Origin of the sequence: uncultured Agathobaculum sp., assembly GCF_963927765.1 — a bacterium.
Taxonomy (GTDB): Bacteria; Bacillota; Clostridia; order Oscillospirales; family Butyricicoccaceae; genus Agathobaculum.
In genome coordinates, this window is record NZ_CAWVCU010000056.1 from 12503 (window position 1) to 25458 (window position 12956).

Annotated in this window: 12 protein-coding genes and 1 tRNA gene; all 13 read right to left on the reverse strand. The window is 58.8% G+C overall.

Annotated elements, in window-relative coordinates:
- Window positions 1-111: 111 nt before the first annotated feature.
- Window positions 112-3372 carry an S-layer homology domain-containing protein gene (locus ABGT74_RS04790; protein ID WP_346704685.1) on the reverse strand — a complete coding sequence of 1087 codons (3261 nt, stop codon included), beginning with the start codon at window positions 3370-3372 and terminating at the stop codon, window positions 112-114.
- 315 nt (window positions 3373-3687) lie between these two features.
- Complete coding sequence (locus tag ABGT74_RS04795; RefSeq protein WP_346704686.1) at window positions 3688-4446, reverse strand: hypothetical protein; 759 nt, start codon at window positions 4444-4446, stop codon at window positions 3688-3690.
- Between the two features lie 150 nt (window positions 4447-4596).
- Window positions 4597-5187, reverse strand: coding sequence for a DUF3801 domain-containing protein (locus ABGT74_RS04800; protein WP_346704687.1), 591 nt, complete (start codon window positions 5185-5187; stop codon window positions 4597-4599).
- Window positions 5188-5207: 20 nt separating this feature from the next.
- On the reverse strand, window positions 5208-5498 hold the full coding sequence (locus ABGT74_RS04805; RefSeq protein WP_346704688.1) for a hypothetical protein: 291 nt from the start codon (window positions 5496-5498) through the stop codon (window positions 5208-5210).
- A 130-nt stretch (window positions 5499-5628) separates the two neighbouring features.
- Entirely contained in the window at window positions 5629-6978 is a 1350-nt protein-coding gene (locus ABGT74_RS04810; RefSeq protein WP_346704689.1) for a relaxase/mobilization nuclease domain-containing protein, read from the reverse strand.
- The gene (gene mobC / locus ABGT74_RS04815; RefSeq protein WP_346704690.1) at window positions 6951-7259 is read right to left on the reverse strand and encodes a plasmid mobilization relaxosome protein MobC; all 309 of its coding nucleotides are present in this window, start codon (window positions 7257-7259) and stop codon (window positions 6951-6953) included. The genes ABGT74_RS04810 and mobC overlap by 28 nt, the downstream gene beginning before the upstream one ends.
- Window positions 7260-7448: 189 nt before the next feature.
- On the reverse strand, window positions 7449-8045 hold the full coding sequence (locus ABGT74_RS04820; RefSeq protein ID WP_204832599.1) for a hypothetical protein: 597 nt from the start codon (window positions 8043-8045) through the stop codon (window positions 7449-7451).
- Entirely contained in the window at window positions 8029-8403 is a 375-nt protein-coding gene (locus ABGT74_RS04825) for an LPD28 domain-containing protein (protein WP_204832597.1), read from the reverse strand. Before ABGT74_RS04825 ends, ABGT74_RS04820 begins: the two co-directional genes overlap by 17 nt.
- A 12-nt stretch (window positions 8404-8415) precedes the next feature.
- Window positions 8416-9258: a DUF3560 domain-containing protein gene (locus ABGT74_RS04830; protein WP_204832595.1), complete on the reverse strand. Its 843-nt coding sequence runs from the start codon at window positions 9256-9258 to the stop codon at window positions 8416-8418.
- Window positions 9259-9270: 12 nt separating this feature from the next.
- Complete coding sequence (locus ABGT74_RS04835; protein ID WP_346704691.1) at window positions 9271-9666, reverse strand: DUF3846 domain-containing protein; 396 nt, start codon at window positions 9664-9666, stop codon at window positions 9271-9273.
- An 81-nt stretch (window positions 9667-9747) separates the two neighbouring features.
- Complete coding sequence (locus tag ABGT74_RS04840; protein ID WP_346704692.1) at window positions 9748-11595, reverse strand: ParB N-terminal domain-containing protein; 1848 nt, start codon at window positions 11593-11595, stop codon at window positions 9748-9750.
- A 108-nt stretch (window positions 11596-11703) separates the two neighbouring features.
- Entirely contained in the window at window positions 11704-12672 is a 969-nt protein-coding gene (locus tag ABGT74_RS04845) for a DUF6017 domain-containing protein (RefSeq protein ID WP_346704693.1), read from the reverse strand.
- A 178-nt stretch (window positions 12673-12850) separates the two neighbouring features.
- A tRNA-Ala gene (locus ABGT74_RS04850) sits at window positions 12851-12926 on the reverse strand.
- Window positions 12927-12956 lie beyond the last annotated feature (30 nt).

A 12956-nucleotide genomic window follows, 5' to 3' on the forward strand; every position in this document is an offset into this window, starting at 1 on the left:
GGGTGCTGCGTACTGCCTGATACTTGATATACGTCCCTCCTTACGGTTGAGAATGGAAGTGCGGCAATGCGTCCCAACTTGGGACACATTGCCGCACAGGGATTCAGATACTTATTTCTCCCAGGTTTCCGGGTCAGTGAGAACTGCGGTGTGGGCGTTGGCGGCCTCCAGCACATTGTAGTAGGCCCAGTGGCGGGAGGACACATCAGGGAATGTCACCAACTTGCGGCGGTTGTCCGCAATGTAGTCCTCGTCGGCCTCGCGGCCCAGCAGGCGGTTGACGATGGTGACGACTTCCGCCCGGTCAATGGGGTCGTCGGCCCGGAAGGTGCCGTCGCCGTAGCCCTCCACCCAGCCGTGGATGGCGGCATCCTTGATATACTCCGCAGCCCAGTAGCCGTCGCTCACATCATCAAAGCCCTCGTACTGCTCCATGATTTCCTCGGCTCCATCGCCGTACACATCAAAAAACCGTGCGGCCATAGTGGTGAACTCGGCGCGGGTGATGGCCTTATCGCCCCGGTAGGTGCGGTCATTGTAGCCCACGACCACGCCGTAGCCGGTCAGGTACTCCACATAGCCCGCATACCACGCCTCCGGGTCAATATCCTTGAACTTCACATTATTTCCGCTGGGGATGCGCTCATCCAACTTGTCAGAGAGCAGGCGGGCAAAGATGGCCGCGGCCTCGCTCCGGCTCATGCTGCGCTCCGGGCCAAAGGTGCCGTCTGTGTAGCCGTAGATATGGGCTCCGTGGTACTCGGTTTCCGTGACAGCGGGAACGGTCAGTTTGCCGTCCTCGTCGGTTTCACCGCGCTCGCTCTGGCCCAGGTCGCCCTTGACGATCACCGTCACGCCCTCTTGGGGCTTGCGCTCGTTGTCCGTCACCGTGACAGTGATGCGGTTGTCCTCGTCCATATCGGTGCCATCCGGCAGGGTGACGGTAATATTGCCGCCCTTGCCGATGGATACCTCTGCATCCTCGATGGGGCGTCCGGTTTCGTAGTCCTCCACGGTGACAGTCAGGGTCCAGCGGTCGCCGTCCTCGTCCTCCCAGCCCACGGTTGTATCGCCGTCCTCATTGGTCATGCCGGTGGTGCCGGGGACGGTGATCTGGCCGCTGGCATTGGTGGCGTCCTCGCAGTAGTTGTCATGCTTATCCGTTACCGCAATGAACATACCCTCCACGGTGCTCTTATCCTTGGTGAGCAGGACAGTCACGGTAGTCTGGTCAGCATAATCCAAAATCCGGCTGTTAGGCAGGCGGATGGACAGGGTATCGTCCGCATGGAGGGTCACGGTGGCATTGGCAACGGGGTCCTTGGTGTCGGTATCCGTGACGATTACCAGATAGCCGCCCACAACGGCCTCGCCCTTGCTGTCCGTGGTGGCCTGATGGTAGATCTTTTCGATTTCCTCGGTTTCCAGCGTTTCGCCGCAGACCTCGCACTCCTTATGCTTGCAGCCCTCGCTGTCGGTGGTAGGCTCCTTGTCGATGATCCAGTCGCCGGGCTTGTGCCCTGCCGCCTCGGTGTAGTCGCCCTTGTAGGTGTCGCCGCAGCGGGTGCAGGTGTAGGTGGTGTAGCCCATCTCCGTGCAGGTCGGCTCGGTCACAACGGTTTCATAGTCATGGCCCAAAGCGTTCTCAATGACAGCCCCGCAGCGGGTGCAGAGCTGGGGCTGGGTACAGGTGGCCGGGTCGCCTTGGATATGGCCCGCGGCCTCGTCGCCCTCCAGACGTGTGGCTCCACAGCGGATACAGGTATACTCGGTCATACCCTCGCCGGTGCAGGTGGCCCCGGTGATCTCCTTGCCTTCATCCCAACTGTGGCCCAGCGGGTCGGTGTAGTCGGTGATGAACGAACTGCCGCAGCCCTCGCAGATATGGAGGGTGCGTCCGCCGCCCTCACAGGTAGCAGGGGTAATCTTGCTCACATAATTGTGGGGCAGCGCGGCGGTGATGTCCTCGATGTGGCGCTCCCCGCAGACCGTACACTCCCGCAGGGTATAGCCAGGGCTGGTGCAGGTGGCCGGAATGACGGTAGTGGAAAATTCATGCTCGGTCTGAGGCAGGTCGGTTTCCTTGACGCTGCCGCACCGCTCACAAATATCAATGGTCTTGCCGGGGACTTTGCAGGTGGCGTCCCGGATGACCACGCTCTGATAGGCGTGGCCCAGCGCGGCCTCATAGTCCCGCTTTTCGATCATGCCGCAGTCCACGCACAGGTAACGGTCATAGCCCAGGGTCAGGCAGGTGGGGTCCACGCTGTCCAGCAGCGTCCAGTTGTGATTCTCGCCGCAGCCCGTGTCCTCACAGCAGCAGCCGTCACAGTCCGGGTCCTGGCAGCCGCAGTCTGGATTGCCGCAGCCGCAGGTGCAGTTGCCGCTCTCATCTGTGGTTTCGTCCCGCAGGTGGACATATGCCACGCCGTCCTCCACCATGTCGGTGTTCTTGAATGTGTAGGTGATCTCGTAGTATACGGGATAGTCCCCGGCCTCGGTGTAGTTGGGGGCGGAAGTCAAAGTGCAGGCGTCCGCGCTGTGGCCGTAGCGGATGGCGGTGGTCACACCGGCCTCGGACAAGTCCGACACGGTGACAGTGTGGGGCTGTCCGTCCACTACGCCGAAGTAATCCGCAATGACAGCCTTGGCAGCGGTATAGGCGGTTTCGGTATAGCCGCAATCGGCACAGGAGTCCATCTCCACAAAGCGGTCATGGGCCAACTCAGGCCGGATGCTGCTCTCCATTGTGTGATGCTCCAGTGTGGAGTTTTCCTCCTTGAAGGTGCCATAGCAGAATCCGCAATACTCGCCGCTGGTGGTGATGACGCGGTGATACTCGCTGTCTACTTGCTCAACGGTGACTTCCTCGGGCAGCTCCTCGAAGAAGTCTGCCGCACAGTCATAGAGCCAATACACATTTTTGCCGCAGGCATAGCTGGTGGCCCCCATGTTGGTATTGAACGTGCCGCAGGTCTGACACACCGCTTTCGCCCAGTGGTAGCCGGTGTAGTAGGCGTCCTGACCGGGTGTGCCGTCCAGCAGGTCGCCCTTGCTCTCCCCGTCCAGGCAGGTGCCGTCTGAATACTTGACGTTGCGGGTCAGGGCCGTTTCTCCATTGCGGGTGTACTCCGGTACACGGAATACCTCAAACGAGGTAGCCTGCCCGCACTCGCAGCAGTTAAATGTTTCGATAGTCACTACGGAGTTGGCATCCAATTCGTTGGTACGGTTGAGCGCCTCAATCCAGTGTTCCGCTGGGTCATGGTAGTTGTCCTCCTGGGCGGCAAAGGCGGTGGGCACCATGCCGACGCACAGCACCACGGCCAGCAGCAGGGCCAATGCGGAACGGGCGCGTTTTTTCATGGTCATATAAGCATTACCTCCATATTTGATAAGAATTGAATAAAAAGGGGCAAAAAAATACGTCCCGACTTGGGACACAAAAACCGGGCCGGGGCAAGCACCAGCTGACGGGCGGCGCACCCGCCCCCAGCATGGACACAGGGCGCGCAAAGCGCGCCCTGTGAGGGTGTTATTCCCTTGGTGTCCGCTATCCTGCCGGATGGCCGCAGTCAAGGCCCGCCCCCGCAAGGGGGGTGGCTCGCGGGCGATTGCGCCAGCAATCGTCCGGCCTTGACGGCGGGCAGGCGGCGGGATACTCTCCCCGCAGGGGAGATAACACCCTTACCGTTCCGGCCGCTTAACTGGATTTCCCCGTGTATGCTCAGGGGGCGCGATATTGCGCTCAATGGAGTTCACCATCTTCTTGCTCATATCCTGCACGCTGTCCAGCGCCTGCCGCACCTCCGGCGTCGCCCATCCGCTGTACAGTTCCCCCAGACGGGACAGGTCCGGCATACTGCGCTCCACGCCGAACCTCCGGCATAGGATGCAGGAAATGCTCTGGGCGTCCAAATCACACTCGGCGCGGGTGTAGTAGGCGTTTACGCCCTTGGCGTGCAGTCGGGAGTGGGCCACTTCGGCAGCAATGGCGGCAAACGCCTCGTTGTCCGGATAATCCGGGTTGACCGCCAGCTCCATTTTGTCCGCGTCATAGTAGGCCGGGCAGTCCAGACTTCCGTCGATGACCACGGGCACGACGGAGTAGTTGAGCACGGTGGTCAGAGCCTTTTCCATCTCCGGCGAGCCGTTTTCCAGCGTGACCTTTTTGACCTCCCGCCCATAGGTCTGGGAAATGTCATAGGCGGGGGCCAGCACATAGCCTTTGCCAAAGGAACCGCGGGAGAAGATCTGAAAGCTCTTTCCGGCCTCGCTGTCCTTGACGCTGCGGCCCATGGTTTTCCACTTCTCCCGGGTGCCGAACTGGGTCACTTCGGGATTTTGGAACATGGCGAGGGCGATGTTGCCGGGGCTGTAATGGGGATTGTCCCCCTGAAGTTCAAGATACCGGACATACGCCTCGGGATTGCTGGCGATCTCCATGATGCCGGCGTCCTGCATGGCCGTGGCGTTGTCGCGTTCGGCCTGCCGTTCAAACTTCCAGCGCTCATCACTGGCGTTTTTCTGAGAAATAATGTCTGCAAGATTAGCGATACCAATTCCTCCTTATAAAATAAAATAATATAGTGATTTTCAGCGTGTGTGCTCCTTCTGCCGCACGGGTGCGGATTTCTCCATGCCCTTGGAGGCCGCTTGCAGCGCAGCCAGGCGGCCCCGGACAGAGGGCTTGCCCTCCGGCTGGGGGGTGTCAGGTGTCCTCGTCTGCGCTTTCGAGCCATTCCCGCGCTCGGGCGAGAATCTCCCTTGTTGAGCGCGGGGGGCGGCTTTTTTTGCGTCGCCTTCCTTGGAGTCTGCCTCCTTATCCTGCTCCTTCTGCTGCTCGGGCAGCGGGTAGCCCATGGCCTGAAATAGGGCGTTGAGCTTGGCGGAGTACCGCTCATTGGAGATGATGTCCACATCTGCGCCCTCTTTTCCCTTGGGACGGGCGATAACGTACAGGACGCCGTACTCTTTCGCCAACTTAGAAAATTGCTCCACGTCCTTGGCCTTGAGGGGCAGGACCATGGCCGGGGATGGGTCTTTCGTCAGTTTCTTGATGCTGGTTTTTCCGATGATCTTGCGGTCTGACTGGGCTAAAGCGATCAGCAGGGCGGCGACATTCTTAATGCCGGATGCCGCCAGCTTGACCGCAGTTTCCCCGGCTTGCAGGCTCTCTTTTACCATCAGGTCCGCCACTTCGCCGCTCACATCCACTTTGGCTCACCTCCCATCGCTGCCACCATCTCCGCGATAGTGCAAAGTTTGGCGTGTTCCTGCCAGTGTTTCATCTGACGCAGGACATGGGCGGCGCGTTTTTCCAATGGATATTCCGCCGCCTGCACCACGTCTGCCGCGGACTGCCCATAGTCCAGCAGGACAATGGTGCCGCGCAGCCCAATTTCGGTATCCTCCACATGGAAGTAAAAGGCGTCCACCGGCATATCCGGGAACAGGGTGTAGGCCGTCCAGCAGAGGTAGGCGTACTGCTCCGGCACATAGACCTCCGCGATGGGGAACAGATAGGATTTCTCCCGGCGTACCAGAAATAGGTAGTCCGCAGCCTCGCAGCGTTCCAGTTTCTGAATATCCAGCCGCAGGCTGTCCGGGTCTAAGGTAGGACGGCAATCACCGATCAGGCGGAGAAAATTTTTGAGATCTTGCTTGACGAGTTTTAACAGTGGTTTTGTGATGTTCCTGCTCCTTTCTTCGGGCGTCCCGGCAAAGCCGCTCCTGCTCCTGGATGCGTGGAATGGCCTGTTCGATCTGGCCGCAGGTTCTCAACCTTTGACGTAAGGGACGCAATATTTCGTTGATGGATTGTATCTCGCCGCCCACGTCCTGCCCCTGCCGTTTGAGACGGTACAGGTCTTTCCGCTGGTCCGTCAGGGCGTCTATCTCCGCTTGCAGCGCATCTCCCAGCATGGTGAGTTGGGCGGCGGTGTCTATGCGGTTGGCCTGCAAAAAGCGGAATTGCGCTGCATAGCGGTTCAGCCGCGTGACCTCCTTGCGGACGCTGAAGGGCAGGGGCGGACGCTTGGGGGACGGCCTCCGGATGCCTAACAGATACAGGTAGTGGACGTACAGGGCGCGAAAGCCCTTTAACTTTTGGCGGGGGCGGCGTGCCAGAGTCCCACGCTTGACGGTGTAGCGTCTGGGCGGCTTTGGCGGAGGGAGATGCGCGGTGGAGATACCGCTCCGCACCCCGGCCAGCCGCTCCTTGATGGCGTCCTCGGTATAGCCATCCCCCAGACTGGCAAGGCGGATAAAGCGAGCGCCGCCCGGTGGCCGGACGGCGGTGTACTTGACATTCGGGCCGCGCTTGATGGTATAGCCCATCTTGGCAAGCTGCTCCCAAAAGGTCTGATAGGTAAAAGCGCTGTTGATTGCGGCGTCCATGTCCTGCCGGATCAGGCCCCGCACTGTGGCCTTGCCGCTCTGCCCGGCGCTCCATTCCGCATAGTGTTCTCCCTTGGCCTCCGGCTCAATGACGGAAACGCCGTGGGCGCGGCTCACCTCGTTGGAGATGCCGCGAATATCCCGGTAGTAGTCCTGAAAGGTGTTGCGAAATTTAGCGCCGTCCATAAAGCCTACGGAATTGAACAGGATATGACAGTGGAGATGGTCGTGGTCTAAATGGGTGGAAACAATGACCTCATATTTGTCGCCCAGCAGCCTTTGGGCCAGCTCCACTCCCATTTCGTGGGCCTCGATGGGCGTCACCTCGCCGGGGGTGTAGGAATGGATGATATGGTAGCCCTGCACGCCGCCGCTCTTGCCCCAGCGGCGTTTGGTATCCATCATGTCCTGATAGGCGGTATCCAACTGGCAGTTGATTGCGGTGGCAAGGCGGGGGCCTCCATCCGGCAGGCTGGTTTTCTCCGGGTTGAGTACATAGTCGGCACAGTGATCCAGCCTTGCTCTTACGGGAATGATTTTGTCATAGGCCACTACACCGCCTCCCGCACCAACTGCCACGCCTGCTGCACCAGCTCTGACGCCGCATGGATCTCAGCGCGGGTGGCCTCGCCCCGGGCGTTGGCCTGGTGGGCCAGTTGATTGATGTTGTTGCCGATGGCGGACAGCTCCCGCAGCAGGGCTGCATAGGCATCCGGCGGACGGGGGCGCAGGTTCTCGCCCATGATGAGTTTGCGGATATGTGCATTGGCGTTGAGGCCGGTAGCCGCACATTGGCGCATGAGGTGTTCATGCTCTGCGTCGTTCAGCCACAGGCCAATGCAGCGGGGTCTTGTTCTCATGGCATCCTCCTCTCTGATTTTTATTTGTCCCAACTTGGGACAGATTTCGCTGGCCGTTTTGCGTCCCAACTTGGGACGGATTACGGGTGGGGTTTCAGGGGGTATCCCCCTGACAAGTGGCGTTTGTGGCACAAATGCCGTACTTGCGCGGACAGCGACGCCGGAGGCGTCGCTGGGCGCTGGCGCCTCTCAACGGCTGGGGGTCTTTGGCGCTTGCGTGCGGTTTTTCCGTTTCCATCCTTTTTGAAAGCGATGCTCCAGCATGATCCGTTTGGTAAGCTCGGCCTCATTTTCCGGGGCATAGCGGATGCGCTCGGGCTTGCCATAGCGCTCATACAAGTGTCGCCTGCACTTCTCGAACTCCGCATAGGCCAGCTTGGAAGTATGGCCGTTGGGATAGGTGATTTCCACCGTGGCCACAGGCAGCGCCGCCTGCTGGATACGCTGTACCTGCTCCCTGTAATGCAGGGGGAACACATTCCCAATGGCGGTTCCGTCCCGGTGGCCGGTAATGACGATTCGGTAGGCGCGTATTCCGTCTGCCTCGGACGCAAAGTGCGTCCAGATGATGTGTTCATCGGTTTCCCGCAGAAACACATCCCGCTCTTTGACGCACCACGTCCCGCAGGGGCGGCTCATCCAGTAAAAGGTGCGGTCCTCCATATTGGATTCCTGCACGGCTCTGGTGATCTTCCGCACGTCATAGTCAAAGTCCTCCTGATAGGCGTGGGTGTTCTCCTGCACCACACGGGAAAGAAATGGGATAATCTCAATCTGCCTTTCCATAGATCTGTTCCAGCCGCAGGGGGTCATAGTGGGGGGACAGGTACTTGTCCTCAAACTCGGCGGGGGTGTAGCTGCCGATCCCCAGCTCGGCCTTGAAGTCCTCCGGCCCAATGACAAGCCCCGCGCCCTCTGCGCCCTCCACCGGGACAGGGGTGAGCACGGTGCCGTAAAAGCCCTCGTCCACCTCGTTCATCAGGCGGCGGGGCTGGCCCCAGTCCTCCGGGGCCGCCTGCAACTCGTAGCAGTACATCCCCAGATGGACGGTCTGACGGCTGACCTTGTGGGGTGTATAGAGGGCGGGGATGCCAAAAATCTCGATTTCTTCCATCTTGGTGATGCTGGCGTTGATGACGTTCATAGTCGGTTCCTCCTATCGTTCCGGTGTGTTCTTGCTCTTGGCCGTGGGTTGGAGTTTTCGGGGGTCTGTCCCGTCTGTGGGGCAGATGGCAGGTATCCGGCTGGCGGCATAGATGGCGTCGCGGGTGAGCTGGCGCTGCCATGCCCCCTCGCTCCGCGCCCAGTGAAAGCCCCGGCTTTTTAGCTCTTTGCGGATTTCCGCCGGGGGTATCTCGTCAAAAAAGATTTGCAGACGGTTCATCTCGGCATTGGCAACCACCTTGCCGCCCGCAAATTCCCAGCCCTGAAAACCAACGTCCCGGTTGCGCTCCAGCTGCTTGATGCGCTCCTGTACCCGGTGGATCTCCTGATTGTTGTTGGACAGGGCGTAGGAGGGATACGGGGCAGTCACCCATGAATAGGCATCCACCATGCTGTTATCCAGCTCTGCGGCCAGCTCGGGCGATACGCCCTCACATCCCCGGCAGGTCTGGTGCTTGCGGTAGTAGGCGTTGACGGTTTTCATAAATGTTTGCTTTTCCTGCAACCGTGCCAGCTTGGCCTGCAACTTTTCCAGTGCCGCCGGGTCATCTGAGGAAATAGCAGTATTGCTCTCAGCTGCCCTTGCCTTATGCTCGTAATAATCCGCCTTTTCCGATGCGGCGATGGACTGCTCCATTTTCCGGTCTGACCGCTCCAGCAACTTCCGGTGCCCCCGCTCTGAGTGATGGCCCACCAAAATGGGCTGGCCGGGTGGAATGTGCTCCAGCATGGAAACAGATTCATGGGAAAGCTGGCTGCTCTGCTGACGGGCCTTTTCCGCCTTCTCCCGGTAACGGTCTATTCGGGCCTGTTTCCGTTCCTCGTAATCGTTCATAGGCTCACCGCCTTACTCGCGTCCCGGCGGGGTGGGATGGCTAAGCCCCTTAGAGGGCTTATTTTTGGTGCGCGGCTCCACTTTCAGAGTAATAGGTTTATTTTCGGCTGCGCCCAACAGGATTTCCGCCTGATGGAATTTCTGCTTGTAGGTCTTGATCTGCTCCGGCGTCAGCGAACAGAACGATTCTTCACCCTGCCCGCAGACGAAAAACGTGCCGAACACACCGCCATAGCCGCCCTCGATGCTCCGGTTGAACGGCAGGCGTTTTAGGATGCCTTCATCATTGCAGACGATAGCGACGGGTTCCTGATAGGGATAAATGGCTTGGATGCCCCCGCCCACAACAGCCTGCATCTCACGCAGGCCATTGATTTCCTTTTCATAGGGGGCATAGCCCGGTTCCACTACTAAAACATTCAGATAAAAAGTCCTCCTTTTTTGATTTTGATACAAAAAAAGCGCCTTTCGGCGCTGCTGTCAAAACCGTTATCTGGCTGGGGTTTTCATGCTGTCCTTGAGGGCTTGCTTGGCCTGCTGGCGCTCCTGCACCTTTTTCTGCAAGTCCAGCGCGTCAAACACCTTGCGTTTGACCTCGCTGGTGGTAGGCAGGCGGACATTGGGAAAATACTCCTTTAGCTCCGTACTGGTGAAAATATACTTCTGTTCCGGTTCAGGCTTTTCCTTGACGATGGAGGCGATCTTCTTCGTGTCCAGCGGCGCGGGTGCCTTTTCCTCACCTTGGGCCGGTGCCTTTTGCGCTGGGGCCTGCGGGGTGGACGGCGCTTTCACTGGAGGGGCTTTGGCAGCTGCCTTTTCCGCCACCTGCGCCGCCCGGCTGGCCTCCTTCAGCTGGGTAGCCTGCTCCAATGTGGGGGAATGGCCGCTGTCCTCGATAAAGTCCGCTACCTTGCCCTGCTCCTCCGGTTTCAAGTAGGACAGCTCCACCGCCGTATTGAACGCCAGCTTTTTATCGTCCACACGCTTTTTCAGCTCCGGCACAAGTGAGTCGATGCGGACAAGGCGGTTGACCTGATTGCGGCTCATACCCATGTCCTCGGCCACGATCTGGTCGGTGCGCTTGCTGGGGCCGGTGAGCTGGTCCATCTTGGAACGACGGCCCGCCTTGCGGGCCAGCGCCTCCATCTTCATCTTGGCGGCGCGGGCCAGTTCTGAGGTGGGAATATCCTGACGGTGCAGATTGCCGTCCACGCACTCGATCTGGGCGTCGTTGGTGTCCACTTGCTCGATGATGACCGGGACAGGATAATTCAGCTGCTTGGCAATGTCATGGCGGCGGTGGCCGGAGATCAGCTCCAGACCGCCGCCCTCACGGGGACGAGCCTTGACTGGCTCATTGATGCCGTTGGCCTTGATGGAGTCGAACAGCTCCTTGTAGTCGTCCACCTCACGGTTGACGGTAAAGGGGTGGTCCAGAAAATCAAAGAAATAGTCGGGATGCAGGCGGATGGAAAAGCCCTCGCCCTCTTGGGGGATAGGCAGGTCTTTCAGCGCCTTATCATCTGGTTTGTCCAGACGGTCTGCAAAAATCTGCGTGATTTTTACGCCCTTGGCCGGGTCTTTCGCCGCCTCTGCGGTTTTCGGTGGGACAGCGGCGGCAGGTGCGGCCTTGGCACCTGGCCCCTTGGCTGGCTCGGCGGGTTTCTTAGCATCAGTAGCAGGTGTGGCCTTGGCATCCGGCCCCTTGGCTGGTTCAGCGGGTTTCTTACCGTCAGCGGCGGGCGTAGTCTTGGCATCTGGTGCCTTGAGTGGCTCAACAGGTTTCTTGCCGTCAGCGGCGGGCGGGGCCTTGGTGTCCGATGCCTTGGGTGGCTCGGTGGGTTTCTTGCCGTCAGCCGTAGGCGTAGCCTTGGTATCCGGTGCCTTGGATGGTTCAATGGGTTTCTTGGCGTCAGTCGCAAGCGGGGTCTTGGTATCCGGCCTCTTGGACGGCTCAGTAGGTTTCTTACCATCAGATGCAGGCGCAGCCTTGGCATCCGGTGCCTTGGGTGGTTCGGTGGGGTTCTTGGCATCAGCCGCAGGCGGGGCCTTGGTGTCCGCCCCCTTGGGTGGTTCAACAGGTTTCATAGCGTCAGCGGCGGGGGTGTTTTGGGCATCTGGTGCTTTAGACGGTTCGGCGTGTTTCTTGCCATCAGCGGCGGGCGGGGCCTTGGCGTCTGGCGCTTTGGCTGGCTCAGTGGGTTTCTTGGCGTCAGCCGCAGGCGGGGCCTTGGTGTCCAGCCCCTTGGGCGGCTCAGCGGGTTTAGGGGGAGAATGGGATTGACTGTTGGAAGAGAAAAGTGTGTTCTGATTGGGGATTTCTTTGTTCTCGGGCATTGAATACCTCCTTTTTGTTCCCGGATAGCAAAAATGCGTCCCAAGTTGGGACGCAAAACGAAAGGCAGTATGCAGTTTTGCTCACTTCACCTCCTACGCCTGCTGGATTTACTGCCCGTATAGGTCATGCTGTACCTCGGCCTGAAAGTAATGCCCAATGGTAACGGGGGCATTATACAGGGCGGTCAGCAGATACCCTCGGATGTTGCGGATCTTGGTGGTGTTCTCCCTCATGCGGTCAAAGACGTACTCGATATGGGACTGCTCCAGCCGCCAGAAACGGTCCTTTACCGCCTCAATGGGAATCTCGCCGCCTCCAATGCGGATGGTGGGGCTGGTGCTGCAAAGCGTGTCGGTGATAAGGTCGAGGATCTCATCTACTTCCTCATGCCCGTACTGCTCTGCAAGCCTCTGGTACTCGATATTCTCTTTCACTTCTTCTCTGATCTCGCATCTATCCATCTGTCGTACTGCGATGCTTTGAGATGGATAGATAGATGGATCAAGATAACTATTTTCAGGATAGATTATATTATTATAACTTCCGTCGGATTTTCCGAAGTCTGCACTTCCGTTTTTCAGAAGTCTTGAAGTCTGGTTTTCCGCAGTCAAGACTTCTGATATTCCGAAGTCTTGACTGCCGGTTTTCAGAAGTCTGGGGTTCGGCTCATCCGGCTCGGGGGACGGTGCTGGCGGCTGGGGGATCTCGGTGGTGGTAAACTGCTTGACGTAGATTTTGGCTGGACGGCCTTGGCCCTGCTTGACGCGCTCGATCAGGCCGATGCCCTTGCCAGTATCCAGCTCGGCCAGCAGCTTGACGGCTTTATCATGCCCGCAGTTCAGATCAGCTTGTATTTCGTCCAGAGGGTAGTAAATATAAACGCGGCCCAACTCGTCATACCAGCCGTTTCGGGAGGACAGGCCCATGCGGTCCAGCAGCAGGCCATAAAGCAGTTTGGCGTCCGTGGACAGCCCCTTGAATTGCTGGCCTGTTATCAGCAGCCGGGGGATGCGGTAATAGCTGAAAGCATCCGACTGTCCGCCGTAGAAATAATCAAATGAAATCGTTTGGCTCATGGTGTCACTTCCTTTGCGGCATGATAAATCTGTCTCAACTTGGGACACAAAAAAAGGGGGGCGTTCACACGGAACGCCCCCCTTTTGGGAGTGCTGAGATGGCACGGATATGCCGATTTCATCATAGAAAAGGGAAAAGGCTTGTTTTCTCACGAAAACAAGCCTTTTGCGTACCCTTTGGTGGAGATAAGCGGGATCGAACCGCTGACCTCTTGAATGCCATTCAAGCGCTCTCCCAGCTGAGCTATACCCCCATATGAAACTATCCATTGCCGAAAGCTCTG